Origin of the sequence: Enhygromyxa salina, from assembly GCF_000737335.2 — a bacterium.
Lineage (GTDB): Bacteria > Myxococcota_A > Polyangia > Nannocystales > Nannocystaceae > Plesiocystis > Plesiocystis salina_C.
The window spans coordinates 1-20,486 of sequence record NZ_JMCC02000061.1; the positions used below are offsets into that span (position 1 = coordinate 1).

Sequence of the window (20,486 nt, forward strand, 5' to 3'; positions counted from 1 at the left end):
CCTCCCCGTCGCGGGCGACCTGATCGGCGAGCGAGCGCAGCACGGCCAGCAGCGCCGCCGCAAACGCGGCGCGGGCCGGTTGATCGTCCGGGTTGATGACCACCCCTGCCTCGCCGCTGGCGAGCGCCAGCACGGTGTCGTTGGTCGATGTGTCGCCGTCAACGGTGATCGCGTTGAAGGTTGGCTCGATCGCCTCGCGCAGCAGCTCGTGCAGCAGCTCCGGGGCGATCGCGGCGTCGGTGCACACGAACCCCAGGGTGGTCGCCATGTTTGGGTGGATCATCCCCGATCCCTTGGCGACCCCAAAGATCCGCACCGTCTGGCTCTGCGCGCCGCTGCCCGTCAGCGCGAGCGTTCCGTGGGCGACCTTGGTCATCGTGTCCGTTGTCAGGATCGCGGTTGCGAACCCGCGCGGATCCTCGCCAAGGTTGGTGCCCAACAACGGCATCGCCCCCACGAATTTTTTCGGGTCGAGCGGCACGCCGATCACCCCGGTCGAACAGGTGAGGATCGCAGACACCGGGGCCTCGAGCGGTCCGGCGGCGGCCTCGGCCATGGCCACGTTGGCGGCGACCCCAGCGGCGCCGGTCATCGCGTTGGCGTTGCCGCTGTTGACCAGCACCGCCCGCACGCCGGCAGCGGGCAGCAGGCTCGCGCAGCGATCCACACAGGCCGCGCGGACCAGGTTGCGGGTGAACACGCCAGCCGCGGAAGCGCCGGCCGGGCTCGTGCAGCGGATCAGGCCAACGTCTTTGCGCGAGCGCTTGATCCCGGCGTGGACGCCCGCAAATTGAAAGCCGGCCGGCAGCGAGAGCTGCCCGTCGAGAGAGGTCGAGACGCTGAACATGCTGTTGTCGCTCATGATCGTTACCCGTTGGTCGAAGCCGATGAAGCCGATGAAGTCAGAGTAGAGAACGCGGGCGCGACCCCAGCAGGCAAGCCCACGCGCGGCGCAGGCAGGCCCAGGCCAGGCGCGAGCCCAAGCCAGAGGTTGAGGTTGCACAGCGCCTGGCTGGCGGCGCCCCGCATCAAATTGTCGATGCTCGCAAACACGGGAACCAAGCCGCTGCGCTCGACCGGGCCGACCGCCAACAACGCTTGATGGGTGCCGACCACGTGGCCAAGCCCAAGCCCCTGATCCGGCTGCTCGAGCACGCTCACCCATGGGTGCGCGGCGTAGTGCTGGACCAGCGCGTCGCGCAGCTGCGCTGGCGAAGCGCGGGGCACGACGAAGCTGGTCACGATCATGCCCCGGATGATCGGCAGCAGCTGCGTCACGAAGCTGATCGCCGCGCCGCCGCCAAGGTGGTGCTCGATCTCCGGCACGTGGCGGTGCTCGCCAACCTTATAAGGAAAGCTGTTGCCGGCGAGGTTGCAGAAGTGCAGGTGGTCCGCCAGCCCCTTGCCGGCCCCGGACGCACCGCTGGTCCCCAGCACGGCGATCGGCGTGGGGTTGATCAGCTCGCGCTGAAGCAGCGGTCGCAAGCCGAGCAGGGTGGCGGTTGGATAGCAGCCAGGGTTGGCGACCACGCGGGCGCCCTCGGGCGGTCCACCAAACAGCTCGGGCAGTCCATAGTGGGCGTCGGGATCGCGGCGGCGCGCGTCCGAGAGATCCAGGATCTTGTTCACGCCAAGTCCGAACAGCGCGTCGGTCCACAGCCGCGCGGGCTCCCCAGGAAGCGCGAGCGCGACCACGTCACACGCAGCCAGCTGCTCGCGCCCACGCACTTCGAGATCGGACGGCGTCCGGGCGTCGGGGACCACGGCCTCCATGCATGGATGCTGCATGACGAGCGCATGAAGTACCTGGCCCGCGTAGCCAGAGGCGCCGATGATGCCAACCTTGAAGTGCTGGTCTGCCACGATAGCGGCCATCTAGCGCAGGAGTTGGCCCCGCCGCAAGACTTGGCGTACGCATGCAGCATAATTGCATGCGATGCGAGCGCTGATGCGCGCGGACCCGGGGCGATGTTTGGCTCGGGCGAGCACTTCTCTGCTCGCTGATTCACCGCGGACAGCGGACGGTCTCAGCACGTGAGTTGGGTCGGTATCGGAGCGACTTTTGAGGCTTGACTCGCGGATGCGCTCGGGTAGAGTCCGCACCCCAAGCGGGAGTAGCTCAGTTGGTAGAGCGCAACCTTGCCAAGGTTGAAGTCGCGAGTTCGAATCTCGTCTCCCGCTCGAAGCCCGGTTCCAACCGGGCTTTTTTGTTGGTTTTGGAGTGGCTCGACGGCCGTGATTTTTGCGTTGGGTCCAACACCTGCGCAGACGAAGGTGATCTTGGCGGGATCGGCGTCGTGTGCCAAGCGAGCCCCGACTGTCATGTTGGTCGGCCGCGGGTGCTTGCGCGGCCACGCGAGCGCGGATAGCCTCACCAGCGAAGGTGCGTAGTGGCGTCGACAAGCGGCCCGTGTTGGCCATCGCGTTGCGAGTGCTCGGGGCCGCCCTGATCCTCGTCTCGCTGGTGTTCCCGCGCGCGAGTGCCCAGGCCGCCAAGCCATCCAGCGCCGCGGCGCCCAGTCATTCGGCGTCCATGCGCCCCGCGCTCCCCATCCTCGTGAGTGAGGATGACGGTGGAGAATGCGGCGCGGATCCCCAAGTCGAGACCATCGATTGCGGCGACAAGCTCGCCCACATGGAGCCGCGGATCGACGAGCCCTTCATCATGACCTTGCTGCGCGCCGTCGAGCTGCAGAGCTCGAACATGAGCGAGCAGGCCTGCACGGAGCTGCTCACGGATATTTGGTCGCAAGAGTCGTGCTCGGCCCAGAGCGGCGAGTGCGGCAATATGAACACCGGTACCCCACCGGCCCCGGCCCCCAAGTTGGCTTCGAGCTCTTCGAGCGCGCAGTCGATCTGGTCCGGCCTTGGTCTTGGCGGCGCCGGCAGCCGTCGGCTCGGGCGCCACGCCAACGTGCGTCACCCAAGCTCGCGCGATCTCCAACCCCCCGTTCCGCCGCCTCGGATTCTGGGTCACTGATCACTCGTCATCGACGCCCCCGCCTGATCGAGCGCTCGCTCGATATCAGGGCCAAAAACGGAACCAGGGCGCCGATCCGGCGAGCGGTAGGTCGAGTCTGTCTCGACCGCGAATCGGTGTGAGCGCCCGGTCGACACGACCGGGCCACCCCAGAACCAACGATAGCGGAACCACAATGACATTCTCACTCGAGCCTGCTTCGACGGGGCGGACACGCATGGTGCGGGCAGGCCTCCTGCTCGCCCTCATGGGCCCACTGGTCGCGTGCCCGGCCAAGCCGGATCAACAGCAGGCGGCGGTCGACATCGATCTACGCCGCTTCGTCGTGCAAACCGGCGAGGACGACTATGCGATCGGCGGCGATCAACCCCTCGTGACGATCGTCGTGTGGAGCGACTACGCCTGCGCGCCGTGTGGGCGCTCTTGGCAAGTCATGAAGCACCTGGTCGAGGACTACGGCGAGGATCTTCGCGTGGTCTACCGCGCGGGCACCGTGCCTGGGTTCGCGCATGGCGAGCGGGCGGCCGAGGCCGCGTTCGCGGCCGGGGGCCAGGGCAAGTTCTGGGACATGCACTGGCGCTTGTTCTCGTACCCGGACGACTTCTCGCGCCCGATCCTGCGCAAGCACGCCGAGGCGATCGGCCTCGACGTGCCGCAATTCATGGATGATCTCGACACCGGCCGCTACGCGTCGCCGCGGGTCCGAGATCGACGACAGGCCGCGGCCTTGGGCTTGAGCCCGCTGCCCGCCGCGTTTGCGAACGGCCTGTTCGTGCTTGGCTTCAAAGACGAAGCCGGCTGGCACGCGCTCATTGACCGCGAGATCGCCAGCGCCCGCAAGATGATGCAAGACGGCATCAAGCGCGCTGACATCTACGAGGAATTCATGCGAACCGCCAAGCGCGGTCGCGTTGACGACAACGACGAGGCCAAGCGCCTGCAAGGTGAGCGCAACGCCGCCGCGGAGGCAGCGGATCCCGCCCAGCTCGCGGGCCCCAGCGTCAAAGCCCGCTACGCGGTCCCGACCGGGGCCGCGGGGTTTGGGCCCGCGGACGCGCCGGTGGTCGTTGTCGAGTTCGTCGACTACCAGTGCCCCTACTGCCGCAAGGCCCACAACGAGGTGCTGCCCGCGCTGCGCGAGCAGTACCCCGACGACGTGCGCGTCGAGATCCGCCACCTGCCCCTCGAGATCCACCCGGCCGCAGCAGCGGCAGCCCGGGCCGCGATCACGGCGGGGGAGCAGGGCAAGTTCGGCGAGTTTCATGCGCGCCTGTTCGCCGAGGACATCGGCGGCCTGGGGTTCTCGACCTTCGTTGAAGAGGCTGAAAAGCTCGGCCTCGACATCGAACGGTTCAAGCGCGACTTCCAGACCCGCGAGGTCGGCGACAAGCTCGCCAGCGACGTGCTGCTTGCCCGTCGCCTCGGGATCCAGGGGACGCCAGGCTTCTTCGTCAACGGTCGCTACATCGACGGGGCCCGCAGCGCGGCCACGTACACCGAGATGGTTGACGAAGAGCTCGCGCGCGCCAAGCAGCTCGAGGCGGGGGGCACCCCCCGGGCCAAGCTTCACGCCGCGCTCATGCAAGGGGCGCTCACGCCCGATCAATTTCCCAACGCTCAGCTCGCGGTCGCAGCACACGAAGCGACCCCGAACCCCGAGCCAAACCCCGATCAAGAACCAGTTCCACGACCCGCGCCAGCCACCGACGCTGGCCAACCCTGATCGACTGATCACCAGACAAGGACAAACATCATGAAGCGTTTTGCACTTCAAACCCTCATCGCCGCCGGGCTCCTGTTCGGACTTGGCGCGACCGCGACCACTGGCTGCGTGGCTCCGCCACCCAAGTCTGGGGCCGCTCAAGCTGGCACCGGCACCTTCGTGACCATGGACGAGGTTGACGCCTCGATGAACGACAAGGTCACCGGCGATCGCTACCAGATCACCTACGAGAAGGATGACCTGTGGCACGGCGCGCCCGATGGCGCGCTGGTGACGATCGTCGAGTACTCGGACTTCCAGTGCCCGTACTGCTCGCGCTTGGCCAACTCGCTCAAGCAGATCTCCGAGGAGTACCCCGACGACGTGCGCGTGGTGTTCAAGCAGTTCCCGCTGCCGATGCACGACCGGGCCAAGCCCGCGTCCGAGGCGGTGCTCGCCGCCCACGCCCAGGGCAAGGGCTGGGAGCTGCACGATCTGATCTTCGAGAACGCGCGGCAGCTCAGCGACGATGATCTGATCCGCTACGCCGAGCAGGTCGGCGTGCCGGACATGGCCAAGTTCAAGGCCGATCTCACCGGTCACACCTTCGGCGCGAAGGTCGACGCCGAGATGGAGCAGGGCAAGAAGTTTGGCGTCGGCTCGACCCCGAGCTTCTTCATCAACGGTCGGCCCGAGCGCGGGACCAAGAGCCCCGAGCAGCTCAAAGAGATGATCGAGGCCGAGAAGGTGATGGCCCAGGCGCTGCTCGACGCCGGCTCCAAGAAGAGTGAGATCTACGCCCGGATCATGAAGGCCGCCAAGGCCGAGCGCGCCGCCCCCGAGCGGCCCGCGAACGCCGCGGCCAAGGGCAAGCAGCAGCAGCAGGCGCGCCCCGGCAAGCCCGATCCCGCCAAGAACTACGCCGTGCCGGTCGACGACCGCCCGGCGAAGGGTGAGGCCGGCGCGCTCGTGACGATCATCGAGTACTCGGACTTCGAGTGCCCGTACTGCCGCAAGGTGCTGCCAACCCTCAAGCAGATCGAGGAGAAGTACGGCGCCGACGTGCGCGTCGTGTTCCGTCAGCAGCCGCTGCCGATGCACAAAGAGGCGGGCCCGGCCGCGAGCGCCGCTCTGGCTGCGCATCAGCAGGGCAAGTTCTGGGAGATGCACGACGCGCTGTTCGCCAAGGCCGAGACCCGCGGCCTCAACGACGCGGCCTACATCGAGATGGCCAAGCAGCTCGGTCTGGACATCGACAAGTTCAACGCCGACCGCAAGAGCCCGGCGATCGCCGAGCTGATCGCTGGCGATCAGAAGATTGCGATGCAGTTCGGCGCTGGCGGGACCCCGGCGTTCTTCGTCAACGGCCGCCCGCTGTCTGGCGCGCAGCCCTTCGAGGCGTTTGACGCCGTGGTCAGCGAGGAGCTGGCCAAGGCCAAGGCGTACATGGAGGCCAACAAGGTCGAGCCCGAGCAGCTCTACGAGGAGATGTCGAAGGGCTGGGAGACCGAGGTCAAGCCGCCCCCGATCGCCGATCACATCCGGCGTGACATCGACGTGTCCACGCTCGCGGGCAAGGGCAACCTCAAGAATCCGAAGCTGACCTTGGTCGAGTGCTCGGACTTCGACTGCCCGTACTGCACGCGCGGCGCCGAGCTGGTCAAGGCCGTGTTCGAGGATCCGAAGTACAAGGACGTCACGGCGTTCTACTTCGCCAACTTCCCGCTGCCGATGCACAAGACCGCCGAGGCAGCGCACCGCGCCGCGATCGCGGCCGGCAACCAGGGCAAGTTCTTCGAGATGCACGACCTGCTGTTCGCGGACCGCACCAAGCGGACCGAGGGCGACTTCAAGGCGATGGCCGCTCAGCTCGGGCTTGACGTTGACAAGTTCATGACCGACTGGAACTCCGAGGCGACCAAGCAGAAGATCGTTGACGACAAGGCGCTGTGCTCGAAGCACGGCGTGTCCGGCACCCCGAACTTCTTCATCAACGGTCGCTCGATGCGGGGCGCCGTGCCGCTGCAGATGGCGGCGACGGCGTTTGATGAGGAGCTCGCCGGTGGCTTCGAGGCCGCGGCCAAGGCCGGCGACAAGCCGGCCGAGGGCGCCGCGAAGGACGAGAAGGCGGAGAAGCCCGCCAAGGTGGCCAAGGACAAGGCCGAGAAGGAGGGCTAGCCCTCCCCATGACCCACCGGGCTGGCCTCTCGCGGGTCCGGTGCGGTCCTGGCGAGCCTGGCTCACGACACGCGCGCGTGAGCCCGGCTCGCCAGGGCTGGATCCATCCATGACCTCCTCATTCACCTGCATGTGTGGCCCCCTCAGCGGGGACTGTGGACGCAATTTTCGTGTCCATGGGTCGCACCACGTGCGAGAAAAAAACCAGACAGTAAGCTTCCGCGACCCTGGGCCACCGCCCAGCTGAGCACTCGGAGTCACAGATGTCCGAAGACGACAAGCAAGAGAACGAGCCCGACACCGCGCCCGACACTGACGACCAGCCGGACCAGACGATCGAGGAGTCCTCGCTGCTCGAGCGAAAGGATGCGGCCGACGACGAGCCCGAGGTCGCCGCGGCCAAGCCCGCCAAGTCGGACACGGCTGGCGGGGCGGGGGACAAGCGCAGCAAGTTGCTTGGCAACCTGGTGTTCGTGCTTGGGTTCCTCGCGACCTTGGTGCTCGGCTACTTCGTTGGGCAGTGGGTGCGGGTCAAGTTCGGCGACAAGCCGGTGCCCGAGACTGGCGATCGCTACCACGTCGAGCTACGCGGCGACGAGCCGCAGCAGGGCCCCGACGACGCGCTGGTGACGATCATCGAGTTCGCCGACTACCAGTGCCCCTACTGCGCGCAGTCGGTCGAGCCGCTCGCCGACGCGATGTCTGGCTACGAGGGCGACGTCCGCTTGATCTTCAAGCACTACCCGCTGCCGGGGCACCGGGCCGCGGCGCCGGCCGCCTACACCTCGTGGGCTGCCCACCAGCAGGGCGACTTTTGGGTGTTCCACGATCGCTTGTTCGAGGCCAAGGCTTCGATCGAGCAGGTCCCCGAGTGGGTCAAAGAGCGTGGCCTGGACGCCAGCAAGTTTGGCCAGGACATGGAGTCCCCGGAGGCCAAGGCCGCGGTCGACTCGGACATGCTCGCCGGCTCGAAGGTCGGCGTGACCGGGACCCCGGCGTTCTTCGTCAACGGTCACCTGTACCGGGGCAAGCGCAGCGCGATCGACTGGAAGAAGATCATCGAGGCCGAGCTCGACTACGCCAAAGAGGTCGTCGATGACGGCGTCCCGCGCGGCGAGCTCTACGCCCACCTCATGAAGGACGCGCTCGAGCACCAGGTCGGCGCGCCCACGGGTCCGCCCAAGGCCAAGCGTGAGCGTCGGGCCGGCGAGCCGGACGATACCTCGGTCTACAAGATCCCCATCGAGGGGCGGCCCGTCAAAGGCCCCCACACCGCCTTGGTGACCGTCGTCGAGCTCGCGGACTACCACTGCCCGTACTGCTCGAAGGTCAAGACCGACCTCGATCGTCTGCTCGAGGCCCACCCCGACGAAGTCCGCTTGGTGTACATCCAGCGGCCGCTGACCTCGCTGCACCCGAAGGCCCGCGAGGCCAGCAAGGCCGCGCTCGCGGCCGCCCAGCAGGGCAAGTTCTGGGAGATGCACGAAAAGCTGTTCTTGCGCCAGCTGACCTCGATGCAGCAGTTCGAGAAGGTCGCCGAAGAGCTCGGCCTCGACCTCGAGCAGTTCAAGGCCGACTTCGACAGCGAGCTGATCAACAAGCAGCTGCTCGAGGATCAGCAGCTCGCCGATCGCTTTGGTGTCAACGGCACCCCGGCGTTCTTCATCAACGGTCGCTATGTCTCGGGCGCGCTGGGCTACCAGGCGTTCGAGGCGCTGTTCCAAGAGCACCTCGCTGAGGCCAAGCAGATGGTCGCCAACGGCACCGCACCCAGCGAGGTGTACGGCAAGCTGATGGCCGCCGCGAAGACCACGGTGGACTGAGGTGCGCGCTTGACCAGCGACACACCCAGCGAAGCCAAGGCGGCGCCCGATTTGGCGCCAAGTCGGGCGCCCGACTTGGCGACGGGCGAGCCTGCGGAGCCGCAGACGGAGCCGCCCGCCACGGGTGGGCAACCGCGCGTGCTGATCCCCGCCCCGGACTTGCGCAAGGCGAAGGCGACCCGCGGCGTCGATCCGCTCGGGATCGCGGCCACGCTCACCTTCGTGCTCGTCGGCGGCCTGCTGGTGTTTGGGTTTGCCCAGGCCCTGGTCCCCGCCGTCGAGGCCCAGCTGGGCGCAGCCTGCCGCCCGCTGACACCAACGCCCAAGTCAGGGGCGATCCCGGCGATCGAGCTCGAGGAGCTCGACGGCACCCCGGTCTCGCTCGACGATTTTCGCGGCAAGTTTCTTGTCGTGAATTTCTGGGCGACCTGGTGCGAGCCGTGCACCCGCGAGTGGCCGGACCTCGACATGCTCGGCTCACGCATGGCCGAGCGCGATGACGTGGCCGTGATCGCTATCAGCGTCGATCAGGACCCCGCGTTAGTCGGCCCCTACCTCGAGCGCATGGGCCTGCGCGAGTCGGCGGTCCGGGTCTTGCGGGCCAAGGATCCCGAGGCCTACAAGCTGTTCGGCAGCGAGAAGATCCCCGACACCTACTTTGTCAACGCGCAGGGCGAGTTCGAGGCGGTCTTCATCAACGTGCGCGAGTGGGGCAAGGCCAAAGCCGTCCGCTGCGTTGAATCAAAGGTGTAGTTTTTACCCCCACAGGCGCCTTCGCACTTCGCAGGTCACTCGCTTCGCTCGCTCCCAACGGGCTAGCTGTTTGCGGGCGTATGTGTGGCCCCCTAGGAGGGGGCTCTCGTCTGGCCACCTGTAGCCACCGGATGGCGCTCCAACAACGTGTCGATCCTGGTTCGCTGGTCCGCAAACCAGAAGAGAGGATGGAGCGCCATCTACAACGACCGGACGACGCTCCAACCACGTGTCGATCCTGGTTCGCTGGTCAGACGAGAGCCCAGGCCTAGGAGGGGGCTCTCGTCTGACCACCGGACGACGCTCCAACCACGTGTCGATCCTGGTTCGCTGGTCCGCGAACCAGAAGAGAAGATGGAGCGCCGTCCGGTGGTTGTAGATGGTCAGACGAGAGCCCCCTTCCAGGGGGCCACACATACGCCTGCAAACAGCCAGCCCGTTGGGAGCGAGCGAAGCGAGTGACCTGCGAAGTGCGAAGGCGCCTGTGGGGGTAAAAAATTACAAGCAGGAGCACTCGTCGAGGTTGGGGCCGACCTCGAGATCGACCATGAGCGTGTAGTCGCCCGCGTCACCAAGCGCGAGGTTGCGGCCGTCGGCGACGATCGTGAACCAGTCGGTCTTGAGCGCCTCGTACTCGATCGTCGCGGGATCGGGGGTCTCGCTGCAGACCTTGGCGTTGCCGACACACTCGGCCTCGTCGTGGATCTTCAGGCGCGCGACCCAGTTGTTGGGGTTTTGGGTGACGGTGATCGTGTCGCCCTGGACCAGCCAGATCCTGAAGAAGTGATCGGGGCCCTGATCCAGGTTGACCGGGATGTCGACGGGACCGCAGGCGCCGTTCTCATCGTCGGTCGCGGACCCCGTGTTGCCGCCGAAGAAGAACCCACCCTTGGCCGCGGTCCGGCCGATGAAGTAGGGCCCGTCGCAGGTGTTGGGGGTGCTGTCGATCTTGCCGTCGCACTTGAGGACGCAGGGGTCTTCGGGCTCGCCGTCGCCGTCGCCCGAGTCGCCGTCGCCATCGCCCGGGGTGGTGTCGGCGTCGCCGTCACCCGTGTCGCCGTCGCCCGGGGTGGTGTCGGCGTCGCCGTCACCTGGATCGTCGTCACCGTCACCGTCACCGTCACCGTCACCGCCCATGCTGGCGGTGAAGCTGGCGCTGAAGCTGGATGGGGACTCTTCGCTTTCGCCCCCGGCACACGCAGTGAACAGAAGCAGGAGAGGGATCGAGCGTTTGAACATCATGGAAGTCTCGCCAAGCTAGGCGGCACACGGCACGCGTGCGCCACCCATATCCTAGACCGCCACGGAATTATTTTCAGCTCGGGCGAGGGCTTCTCGCCCGCTTGCGGACGCCTTCTTGGACCTCGCGCTAGACGCTGCTGCACCAGGTCAGAACCTGGTTGAACAGCCCGAGCTCGCCCGGCAACCCGAGATCCATGTTGGCCGGGAACCCCACGTGGCCGCCGCGGCGGGCCCATCGCACGTCGACTCCGGCGCCCGCGCGCGCGAGGTACGGACGCAGCGTCTCGGCCGGGACCATCGGGTCACCCGTGGTCGCGACGAACAGCAGGGGCACGCCGACCTCGCGCAGCTGCGGACCCGCGCTCTGTGAGCGCCAGTAGTGCTCGACGCTGTCGAAGCCGTAGCGTGGGACCACCGTGGTCATGTCCCACTGGCGGATCGAGCGAAACCGCGGGCTGCGGCCGTGGACCTTGACGTGGATCTTGGCCAAGCCATCGAGCACGTGCCGGCGGTAGATCCACGCGCGCGGCTGGTCGATCAGCTCCACGGTTCGCGCGAGGTCGAGTGGCGCACAGATCGCAACGACCGCGGCGATCCGCGGATCGCGTGTAGCTCGCAGTCCGAGCTGAATGCTGACGTGCCCACCCAGCGAGAAGCCAAGCACGAACACGCGCGCGTAGCCGGCGAGCGCGGGGTCTGCGAGCACGCGCTCGAGGTCCGAGGCGAGGCCCGCGTGATAGAAGTCCGCGCTGCTGCGGCCGGCGCCACGCATCGAGACTCGCAAGCTGGCGTGGCCAAGAGCGCGGATCGCCGCGGCGGCCTCGCGCATGTAGGGGCGCTCGGCGTCACCCCCGAGGCCATGGACGAGTAGATAGAGATCACCCGAGTTCGGTCCCCCACGCAGTCCCGCGAGGCGAACCGGCCCGGCTGGGCCCTCGCCGCCTTCGGGATCGTCGATCAACATCGACCAGGGATGATCGTCGAGCCGAGGTGCGCGCACGCGCCCGCGTAGGTCCGACGTGATCGTCCACCAATGTCCGTGCGCGGTCGCAGCCAAGTCCGCGCGATGATGTTCGGCGCCGGTCGCTCCCGCAAGACGTTCTCAGCTCGGGCCGCGAACGGCCAATACCACTGCGATCAGATGTGCCGAGTCTCGCAAATGTTTCTGGGCTCGCTCGCGTTGACCTGTCCAACAGTGCCGAGTAGGTTCGGCGCGCGTGGCGAGGCTCAATGATGGGCAGGATGCCCACATCGACGATCGTGAACGGCCCATCGAGGCTGACCCCGAAGCCGTCACCCCGTCGCCAGGTGGTTCGACCGCGAGCGTGGACAGCTCCCTAGAGTCGGGCAGCCCCGCCGCGGAGCCCGACAACAGCCTCAAGTTCGTGTTCACCGCGATCGCGCTGATCAGCGTCGTCGTCGGTGTGCTCGGCTATTGGCGCTACGCCAACTCCGAGCGATGGGTCGCGCACGGCATCGCCAACATGGACGAGCGCGGCCCCACGCTGGACGCCGAGGGCTGCATCGACGAGGTCGTGGGTTGGTATGGCGCGTGTGATCAGCACGACGCCAACGCGGCCGTCTGCCTGCAGGGCGTTGGGATCTTGATGCAGCACTGTCTGAGCGCGCGCGAGCGCGACCAGACGTGTGAGCAGTATCTCGATCCAGACTCGGGCAAGCACGACGCGAGTGAAGACATGCGTGATCGATCCCGAAATCCGGCCACTGCGGGCGAGAGCGGGCGCTGGGTCTACGCGCGCTGTGAAGATCGGGGCATGGTCTGCCGGAACAAGCGCGAGTGCGCATGTGCCGAGGCCTATCGAGCCATTGACTCTTTCTGTCGGACAGGGCAACAGGCGGTCCAGCTGTGACCAAACCAGCGGATCCGAAGACCAGCCCCGCGCGGGACTACCTGGCGCTGACCAAGCCCGGGATTGTCCGCATGTGTCTGATCATGACGGCCGGTGGGTTGTGGCTCGCGCCTGCGAGCAGCGAGTCCGGCGGCTGGATCGTGTGGGTGGCCGCGCTGATCGGCTCGGCGCTCGCCGTCGCTTCGGCCAACGCGTTCAACATGATCGCCGAGCGCGAGGGCGATCGCAGCATGGCCCGCACGCGCAACCGTCCGCTCGCGGCTGGCCGCTTGAGCGTGGCGCGGGCGAGCGTGTTTGCGGCGGCGCTCGGTGTCGGGTCGATGCTCGTGCTGGGCTTCGGCACCAACGTGCTCACGGCCGGCCTCGCCGCGTTTGCGCTGCTCAGCTACTGGCTGGTCTACACGCCGCTCAAGCGCAAGACTCCGCTCGCGCTGGTGATCGGCGCGGTCCCGGGGGCGGTGCCGCCGGTGCTGGGCTGGACGGCCGTGACGGGCTCGCTGGATCTACCCGGCGCCGTGTTGTTTGGGATCTTGCTGGTCTGGCAGATGCCCCACTTCCTGGCGATCTCGATCTTCCGCAAGCAAGACTACGCCGACGCGGGGATCCGCGTGGTGCCGGTCGTCCGCGGTGAGACCGTCGCCAAGGTCCAAGCGATCTTGTGGGCGGCCCTGCTGATCCCGGTGAGCCTGGCGCTGACGCCCCTCGGCGTGACCAGCGAGGTCTACATGGTGATCGCCGGCGCCGCGGGCCTGGTGTACCTGGGCTTCGCGATCAAGGGCCTGACCACCCACGAGCACGCGGCCGAGCTGCGCTGGGCTCGGCAGCTGTTTGGCTTCTCGCTGATCTACCTGCCGGTCGTGACGCTGGCGCTGGTCATCGATCTGTTGTGGTTCTCGGGGGGCGGGCTGTGACCAGCGCGCCAACCCCGACCACCGCGCAGCCGTGGGACCAGCCCGCGCCGTGGATCCTGTTCCTGCGCAAGCACATCTGGGTGATCGGGATCCTGTTCTTCCTCACCATGATCACGGTGATGCGCCCGCTCTTGGTCCGGCGTCCGCCGCCCCCCGAGGTCGTCGGCGAGGTCCCGGCGTTCACGCTGGTCGACTCGAGCGGCGAGGCCTTCGGTCGCAACGAGCTGCTCGCGGCGGACAAGACCTGGGTCGTTGGGTTCGTGTTCACCCGCTGCCCAAGCACCTGCCCGGCGATCAGCCGCGCGATGCTCTCGTTCCAAGAGCAGATCAGCCGCTCGCGCCTCGAAGAGCACGTCGAGCTGCTCACGATCACCGTTGACCCCGAGTACGACACCCCCGAGGTCCTGGCCGCCTACGCGGCGTCGATCGGGGCCAACCTCGACAACTGGCGGTTCGTCACCGGCGACAAGCAGGCGATCGAGGACTTCGTGGTCGGTGGCTTCAAGCTCGCCGTTGGCGACGCCGAGCAAGTGGCCGACCGCGAGCCTGGCGTGATCGACATCGCCCACTCGACCAAGCTCGCGCTGGTCGATCGCTACGGCAACATCCGCGGCTACTACTCGACCGACGAAGACGGCCTGGCCGAGCTCTATCACCGAACCCTGCGGGTGATTCGGCTCGAGGAGGGCGAATGACCGGCGCAGCTCAGGCTTCAGCGGGATCCATGGCGGGCTTCACCGTGGGGTTGACGCTGCCTGCCATGATCTTGGCTGCCTGCAGCCAGGGCGCGCCCGCGTTCACCGAGCCCATGACGCTCGGCGGCGCCGAGGTCTCACCGGCCACGCTCAACGCCGGACGCGATCTCTACAATCGTCATTGTGTGTCTTGCCACGGCGACGCCGGGGCAGGGGACGGGCCGGCCGCGCGCAACCTCAAATTCCCGCCCTTGGATTTTCGCGTGGGCCAGTTTTCGTTCGTCGCCGACGGCGAGCTGCCAACCCACGAGCAGCTGATCGAGCGGATCCAGACGGGCGTGCCCGAGCGTGGCATGCCGCCTTGGAAGGGCATGCGCGTCGAGGATCTGTCCGCGTTGGCCAACTACATCAAGACTTTTTCACCCCGTTGGTCCACGCCGGCGGCCGAGGTCGCGTCATGAACATGCCGCGAGCTCGCCACACCACCGGCCACCGCACGGGTGTCCACTCGAGCCCTGCAATGCGGAACTGCCGCACTGCGAACCCCATCGACCGGCCGCAAATAGCTACCTGCACCCGTTATTCGGGAGGTTGCCACCAGGTCGGCCGACTGATAGTTTCCGCGCCCGGAGAGCTTCGTTTGGGCGCGAATCACAGCGTTTTGGCGATTTCTCAGCCGAATTCGGGTGGTCGGGGATCGTCCTCGTACCGCAGCCCGCTCACCCGCGGAGTCCCGAGCGAGTCCTGCTCCTCGCCCGCCTGTGAAAGGTGAACTCTCGTGCCGGCCATCTTCCCTCGCTGGACAAACAAAATCCCCCTCGCCCTTGGCGTCGTCACGCCGTTGGTTGGGGCCTTCCTCATCTTCGCCGTCTGGTACTGGTGGTCTCCGCTGTACACGGACGTGGGCTACCGGCCCAAGCAGCCCGTCGAGTACAGCCATGCCCTGCATGCTGGCGACATGGGCATCGACTGTCGGTACTGCCACAACACGGTCGAGAGCGCGCCCCATGCCGCGGTGCCGCCCACGCAGACCTGCATGAATTGCCACTCGCAGGTCCAGACCGAGAGCCCTCGGTTGGCGCTGGTTCGCACCAGCTTCGAGACCGGCGAGGCGATCCCGTGGGTCCGCGTCCACATGCTGCCCGACTACGCGTTCTTCGATCACCGCCCGCACGTGGCCGCCGGCGTCGGCTGTGCCACCTGTCACGGTCGGGTCGACAACATGGTCGTGGTCGAGCAGGCGCAGCCCATGTCAATGGGCTGGTGCCTGGACTGCCACCGCAATCCTGAACCCAACCTTCGGCCGCTCGACCAAGTCACCAACATGGATTGGGACGACTCGCCAGAGAAGGCCGCGTACGACTTCAAGAAGGACCCGGAGCGCAAGCGCATGCCTTCGCCGCCGGTCCACTGCTCGGGGTGTCACCGATGACAAGCCAGCCTAGCGAGACCAAGAAGCCCAACCAGGCGCTCAAGACGTACTGGAGCAGCATCGCGCGTCGCAAGACCAAGCTCAACGTGCTCGGCAGCGCGGGTGCAGGGGCGGAATTCCCCCCGGGCGCCGACGAGCTGGTCGTTGAAGGCGGCGCTTCGCGTCGCAAGTTCATGGGCCTGCTCGGCGCCTCGACGGCGCTGGCCGGGCTCACGTCGACTGGCTGCGTGCGCAAGCCGGTCCAGAACATCATGCCCTTCGCCAAGCGCCCCGAGGATCTGATCCCGGGCGTGCCCACCTACTACGCCACCGCGGTGCAGGTTGGGGCAACGGTCATGGGTCTGCTGGTCGAGAGCCAAGACGGGCGGCCCACCAAGATCGAGGGCAACCCGCAGCACTCGGGCTCGCAGGGCGCCACAGACGTCTGGGCCCAGGCGACGATCCTCAACCTCTATGATCCCGAGCGCTCGACCACGCCGCGCTCGAAGACCGTCAGCGCCCACGCGTTCGCGGCCCCGGGCCAGGGGGTCCAGGCCAAAGAGCAGGTCGCCCACGGCATGTGTGAGCGGCTGCGCGAGCTGACCCTCGAGGACACCAAGTCAATCGACGCTGGCAACGCGGCCAAGACCAAGTGCGAAGCGCTGATCGAGAGCAGCGGCGTCTGGAACGTCTACATCGGCGAGGACGGCCGCGAGGTCACCGAGCTCAGCGTCGAGTGGGACACCCAAGTCCCGACCAACTGGGGCGACGCTTGGGCCGCGCTCAGCGAGAAGTTCGCCGCGCTCCACGGGGCTGGCGGCGAGGGTGTGGCGTTGGTGGTGCCGGGCAGCTTGTCGCCCAGCTTCCGCGCGCTGCAGCAGCGCTTCGTCCAGACCTATCCCAAGGCCATGGTCGTGCTCGACGACCCAACCTATCCAATCAACTCGATCCGCGCCGCCGAGATGGTCGCGGGCGAGGGCGCGCGCGCGTTCCATAGCCTGGAAGAGGCAACGGTCATCGTCGCGGCGGACTCGGACTTCCTGGGCATCGAGCAAGACCACGTCCGCTTGGCCCGCGAGTACGGGAAGCGGCGCAAGCTCGCCAAGCCCGAGGACACGGCCGGGATGAACCGGCTCTACGTCGTCGAGCCCCACCTGACCAGCACGGGCGCGCAAGCCGACGAGCGGCTGCGGCTGCCGGCCGGTGATGTGATCGACTTCCTCGCGGCGCTGATCGTCACGCTGGTCGAAGATCACGGCGTGGCGCTGCCGCCCGGGTCCGAGCAGTTCGCCTCGGTGATCGGGCCGCGCGGTCAGTTCGACCTTCGCACCCAGCGCTTCGTCGCTGCGCTCGCCGAAGATCTGTTCAAGCGGATCCAGCCTGGCGCGGCCGATCAGATCGGCCAGTCCAAGACCGAGCGCGTGTGCGTGCTGGTCGGCGAGCGTCAGCCGCCGCTGGCCCACGGCCTCGCGTACTTGCTCAACGCGACCTTGCTGTCCGCGAGCGCCAACCCGCCTGGGCCGCTGCGCTTCAACCACCGGCTCGACACGGTCCCCTACGCCGATCTGACGGCGCTGGCCGCCGGGCTCGAGGCCAAGACGATCCACACCGTGGTCTGCCTTGGCACCAACCCGGTCTACGACGCGCCCGGCAAGCTCGGCCTCGCAGACAAGCTGGCCAGCGCCAAGCTGGTCGTTCACGCCGGCACCCACCACGACGAGACTGGTCAGATCGCCCACTGGCACCTGCCGCTCTCGCACTTCCTCGAAGCGTGGGGCGACCTCGAGGCGATCGACGGCACGACCTCGATCCAGCAGCCGCTGATCGCACCGCTGCACGACAGCCGCAGCGCCCTCGAGATCCTCTCGATGCTGGTGCCGCACCAAGACGCGGCCAGCGGTGAGTGGGCGCTGAGCAGCGTCGAAAAGCCAGGCGACAAGCTGGTCCGCGACTACTGGAACTCGGAGATCGCCAGCGCCAGCGCGCGCACGGGCAACCCCGCGACCTTGTCGGATCGGGTCTGGCGTCGCTGGCTGCACGAGGGCCTGGTCTCTGGGATCGCCCGCAGCCCAACGATGGTGCGGCCCAACAAGTGGCAGCCCTTCGCGGACATGATGGTCGGTCGCCGGGTCGAAGAGGGCCCCTACGAGATCAACTTCCATCTCGACCCCAAGGTGCTCGCTGGCGAGTTCAGCAACAACGGTTGGATGCAGGAGCTCCCGCACCCGATCAGCAAGCTGACTTGGGACAACGGCGCGTACATCTCGGCGGTCACGGCCCGCGAGCTCGGCGTCGAGAACGGCGACAACCTGGCGATCAAGGTCGGCGACGCGAGCATCTCGGTGCCCGCGTGGATCGCCCCTGGTCAGCATGATCACACCGTCTCGCTCGCGCTCGGCTACGGCCGCCGCGGGATCGGGACCGTCGCCGACGAGGCCGGCTTCGACGTCAACCCGCTGCGCCGCGACGAGGCTCGGTGGTTTGTGCGCGGCGAGGTCAGCCGCGGCTCGGGCAACCACCTGCTGGTCTCGACCCAGGACTACGGCCTGCTCGATCCCGACGGCGAGGCCGGCACGCCGATCCTCAACTACGACGCGCGTCCGATCTACCGCGAGACCGACACTGCGGGGTTCAAGAAGGATCCGAACTTCTCGCAGAAGGGCGACCTGATGCCCAAGGAGCGGCTCAAGGAGCCCTGGTCGCGCTACGACCAGGCCACCCATCCCACGCTGTCGGTGCCGATCATGCACGGCCCGCATCAGTGGGCGATGAGCATCGACCTCAACAGCTGCATCTCGTGCAACGCGTGCGTGATCGCCTGTCAGGCAGAGAACAACATCCCGGTCGTCGGCAAGAAAGAAGTCTCCAACGGCCGCGAGATGCACTGGATGCGCATCGATCGCTACTACACCGGCCCGGAGGACAACCCCGACGCCGTCGTGATGCCGATGCTCTGCCAGCACTGCGAGACGGCGCCGTGCGAGAACGTGTGCCCGGTCGCGGCCACGGTGCACAGCCCCGAGGGCCTCAACGAGATGGCCTACAACCGCTGTATCGGGACGCGCTACTGCGCCAACAACTGCCCGTACAAGGTCCGGCGCTTCAACTTCTTCCACTACAACGAGTACATCCCGCTGACGGAGCAGATGCAGAAGAACCCCGACGTCACCGTCCGGTTCCGCGGCGTCATCGAGAAGTGCAGCTACTGCGTGCAGCGCATCAACTCGGCCAAGATCGAGGCCCACATCGACGGGCGCGACAAGGTCCGCGACGGCGAGGTCGTCACCGCCTGCGAGCAGGTCTGCCCGACCCAGGCGATCGTCTTTGGCGACATCTCGGACCCCGGCAGCCGGGTCTCCGAGCTCAAGTACTCCACCCGCAACGAGGACTACCGTGAGCGCGAGCAATCCTTGCGCGAATACGCGGTCCTCCAAGACCTCCTGACCAAGCCGCGGACCACCTACCTGGCCCGCGTGCGCAACCCCAACCCCAAGCTCGCGTGAACCCGGCGCAGGCGTAGCAGGCGTATCATGGCTTCTAAAGAACGCGATCCTCTCGATCCAGTCCGCGGTCGGAAGCTCCTGGTCGAAGGCGGCCCGAGCTTCCACGACATCACAGAGCAGGTCTGCACGCCCGTCGAGCAGCCCAGCTTGGCGTGGTGGCTGGCGTTCCTGCCTTCGCTCGGTGCCCTCGGCATCTTCGGGGTGTCCCTGTTTTGGCTGCTGTGGCGCGGCGTCGGCGTGTGGGGCCTCAACAACCCCGTCGACTGGGGCTGGGCCATCGTCGACTTCGTGTTTTGGGTCGGCATCGGTCACGCCGGTACGCTGATCTCGGCGGTGCTGTTCCTGTTCCGGCAGCAGTGGCGCACGGCGGTCAACCGATCCGCCGAGGCCATGACCATCTTCGCGGTCATCTGCGCGTTGATGTTCCCCACCTTCCACACCGGCCGCCCGTGGCTGCTGTACTGGGCGCTGCCGCTGCCCAACCAGATGCAGATGTGGCCCAACTTCCGCAGCCCGCTGCTGTGGGACGTGTTCGCGGTCTCGACCTACTTCACGGTCTCGCTGCTGTTTTGGTACATCGGTCTGGTCCCGGACTTGGCGACCATGCGCGACCGCGCAACCACCAAGATCCGCCGCGTCGCCTACGGGATCTTCGCGCTGGGCTGGCGCGGCTCAACCCGCCACTGGCAGCACTACGAGAAGGCCTACCTGCTGCTCGCTGGGCTTGCGACCCCGCTGGTGCTCTCGGTCCACACGATCGTCAGCTTTGACTTCGCGGTCTCGCAGCTGCCCGGCTGGCACACCACGATCTTCCCGCCCTACTTCGTCGCGGGCGCGATCTTCTCTGGGTTTGCGATGGTGCTGACGCTGCTCATCCCGATCCGCAAGTGGTACGGGCTCGAGCACATCATCACGATCAAGCACCTCGAGAACATGGCGAAGATCATCCTGCTGACCGGCAGCTTGGTCGGCTATGCCTACGCGATGGAGTTCTTCGTTGCCTGGTACTCGGGCAACCCCTACGAGAGCTTCGCGTTCGTGAACCGGGCGTTCGGGCCCTACGCCTGGGCCTACTGGATCATGATCAGCTGCAACGTGATCTCGCCGCAGCTGGTGTGGTTCGAGAAGATTCGGCGCAGCCCGGCGGCGCTGTTCGTGCTGTCGATCTTCGTCAACATCGGCATGTGGTTCGAGCGCTTCGTGATCACGGTGACCTCGCTCAGCCGCGACTTCCTGCCTTCTAGCTGGGACTACTACACGGCCACCATTTGGGACGTGGGCTTGCTGGTCGGCTCGTTCGGGCTGTTCTTCACCCTGTTTTGCCTGTTCGTCCGGTTTCTCCCGATGGTCGCCATCGCCGAGATCAAGTCGGTCATGCCCGCTGCCAACCCCCACCCACCGGGTGATCACTAGGAGC

At 67.0% G+C, this 20,486-nt stretch carries 16 protein-coding genes and 1 tRNA gene; 13 read left to right on the top strand and 4 right to left on the bottom strand.

Features of this window, described 5'->3' with window-relative positions; all coding sequences use genetic code 11:
• Both DB30_RS22460 and DB30_RS22465 read right to left on the bottom strand, forming a co-directional pair.
• Positions 1-862 (bottom strand): bifunctional ornithine acetyltransferase/N-acetylglutamate synthase (locus DB30_RS22460; RefSeq protein WP_052552362.1); only part of this gene is annotated, 862 nt, incomplete at its 3' end.
• Between the two features lie 5 nt (positions 863-867).
• Positions 868-1,863, bottom strand: a complete 996-nt coding sequence (locus tag DB30_RS22465) for an Asd/ArgC dimerization domain-containing protein (protein WP_165703897.1) — start codon at positions 1,861-1,863, stop codon at positions 868-870.
• Between the two features lie 245 nt (positions 1,864-2,108).
• Here DB30_RS22465 and DB30_RS22470 point away from each other — a divergent pair.
• The 6 genes from DB30_RS22470 to DB30_RS22495 all read left to right on the top strand — a co-directional run bounded on the left by DB30_RS22470 (position 2,109) and on the right by DB30_RS22495 (position 9,436).
• Positions 2,109-2,181: transfer RNA gene (locus DB30_RS22470), tRNA-Gly, on the top strand.
• A 202-nt stretch (positions 2,182-2,383) separates the two neighbouring features.
• Positions 2,384-2,980: a hypothetical protein gene (locus DB30_RS22475; protein ID WP_052552366.1), complete on the top strand. Its 597-nt coding sequence runs from the start codon at positions 2,384-2,386 to the stop codon at positions 2,978-2,980.
• 247 nt (positions 2,981-3,227) lie between these two features.
• On the top strand, positions 3,228-4,703 hold the full coding sequence (locus DB30_RS22480; protein WP_165703898.1) for a DsbA family protein: 1,476 nt from the start codon (positions 3,228-3,230) through the stop codon (positions 4,701-4,703).
• A gap of 30 nt (positions 4,704-4,733) precedes the next feature.
• On the top strand, positions 4,734-6,860 hold the full coding sequence (locus DB30_RS22485; RefSeq protein WP_052552373.1) for a thioredoxin domain-containing protein: 2,127 nt from the start codon (positions 4,734-4,736) through the stop codon (positions 6,858-6,860).
• Positions 6,861-7,123: 263 nt separating this feature from the next.
• A complete protein-coding gene (locus tag DB30_RS22490) occupies positions 7,124-8,683 on the top strand; it encodes a DsbA family protein (RefSeq protein WP_052552374.1) in 1,560 nt (519 codons plus the stop codon).
• 9 nt (positions 8,684-8,692) lie between these two features.
• Positions 8,693-9,436, top strand: a complete 744-nt coding sequence (locus tag DB30_RS22495; protein ID WP_052552376.1) for a TlpA family protein disulfide reductase — start codon at positions 8,693-8,695, stop codon at positions 9,434-9,436.
• Positions 9,437-9,934: 498 nt separating this feature from the next.
• Here DB30_RS22495 and DB30_RS22500 read toward each other — a convergent pair whose 3' ends face one another.
• Positions 9,935-10,678 (bottom strand): hypothetical protein, encoded by a 744-nt coding sequence (locus DB30_RS22500; RefSeq protein ID WP_052552377.1) that lies wholly within the window; start codon positions 10,676-10,678, stop codon positions 9,935-9,937.
• A 127-nt stretch (positions 10,679-10,805) separates the two neighbouring features.
• Positions 10,806-11,678, bottom strand: coding sequence for an alpha/beta fold hydrolase (locus tag DB30_RS22505; RefSeq protein ID WP_052552379.1), 873 nt, complete (start codon positions 11,676-11,678; stop codon positions 10,806-10,808).
• A gap of 217 nt (positions 11,679-11,895) precedes the next feature.
• Between DB30_RS22505 and DB30_RS22510 the strand changes: the two genes are divergently transcribed.
• The 7 genes from DB30_RS22510 (at position 11,896) to nrfD (ending at position 20,482) form a co-directional block, all read left to right on the top strand.
• Positions 11,896-12,549, top strand: coding sequence for a hypothetical protein (locus tag DB30_RS22510; protein ID WP_052552382.1), 654 nt, complete (start codon positions 11,896-11,898; stop codon positions 12,547-12,549).
• Positions 12,546-13,460: a heme o synthase gene (gene cyoE, locus DB30_RS22515; RefSeq protein ID WP_052552384.1), complete on the top strand. Its 915-nt coding sequence runs from the start codon at positions 12,546-12,548 to the stop codon at positions 13,458-13,460. Before DB30_RS22510 ends, cyoE begins: the two co-directional genes overlap by 4 nt.
• Complete coding sequence (locus tag DB30_RS22520; RefSeq protein WP_052552386.1) at positions 13,457-14,155, top strand: SCO family protein; 699 nt, start codon at positions 13,457-13,459, stop codon at positions 14,153-14,155. Before cyoE ends, DB30_RS22520 begins: the two co-directional genes overlap by 4 nt.
• Positions 14,152-14,616 (top strand): c-type cytochrome, encoded by a 465-nt coding sequence (locus tag DB30_RS22525; protein ID WP_146660128.1) that lies wholly within the window; start codon positions 14,152-14,154, stop codon positions 14,614-14,616. Before DB30_RS22520 ends, DB30_RS22525 begins: the two co-directional genes overlap by 4 nt.
• Positions 14,617-14,933: 317 nt before the next feature.
• The gene (locus DB30_RS22530) at positions 14,934-15,587 is read left to right on the top strand and encodes a cytochrome c3 family protein (protein ID WP_052552390.1); all 654 of its coding nucleotides are present in this window, start codon (positions 14,934-14,936) and stop codon (positions 15,585-15,587) included.
• Positions 15,584-19,069 (top strand): 4Fe-4S dicluster domain-containing protein, encoded by a 3,486-nt coding sequence (locus DB30_RS22535; RefSeq protein ID WP_052552392.1) that lies wholly within the window; start codon positions 15,584-15,586, stop codon positions 19,067-19,069. The genes DB30_RS22530 and DB30_RS22535 overlap by 4 nt, the downstream gene beginning before the upstream one ends.
• A gap of 27 nt (positions 19,070-19,096) precedes the next feature.
• A complete protein-coding gene (nrfD, locus tag DB30_RS22540; protein WP_052552394.1) occupies positions 19,097-20,482 on the top strand; it encodes an NrfD/PsrC family molybdoenzyme membrane anchor subunit in 1,386 nt (461 codons plus the stop codon).
• The last annotated feature ends 4 nt before the right edge of the window (positions 20,483-20,486 follow it).

Bases quoted from the DNA above. Each gene is read 5' to 3' on its own strand.
- nrfD (WP_052552394.1), top strand. From the start codon at position 19,097: ATGGCTTCTAAAGAACGCGATCCTCTCGATCCAGTCCGCGGTCGGAAG.
- DB30_RS22490 (WP_052552374.1), top strand. From the start codon at position 7,124: ATGTCCGAAGACGACAAGCAAGAGAACGAGCCCGACACCGCGCCCGAC.
- DB30_RS22500 (WP_052552377.1), bottom strand. From the start codon at position 10,678: ATGATGTTCAAACGCTCGATCCCTCTCCTGCTTCTGTTCACTGCGTGT.
- DB30_RS22525 (WP_146660128.1), top strand. From the start codon at position 14,152: ATGACCGGCGCAGCTCAGGCTTCAGCGGGATCCATGGCGGGCTTCACC.
- DB30_RS22480 (WP_165703898.1), top strand. From the start codon at position 3,228: ATGGGCCCACTGGTCGCGTGCCCGGCCAAGCCGGATCAACAGCAGGCG.
- DB30_RS22485 (WP_052552373.1), top strand. From the start codon at position 4,734: ATGAAGCGTTTTGCACTTCAAACCCTCATCGCCGCCGGGCTCCTGTTC.
- DB30_RS22535 (WP_052552392.1), top strand. From the start codon at position 15,584: ATGACAAGCCAGCCTAGCGAGACCAAGAAGCCCAACCAGGCGCTCAAG.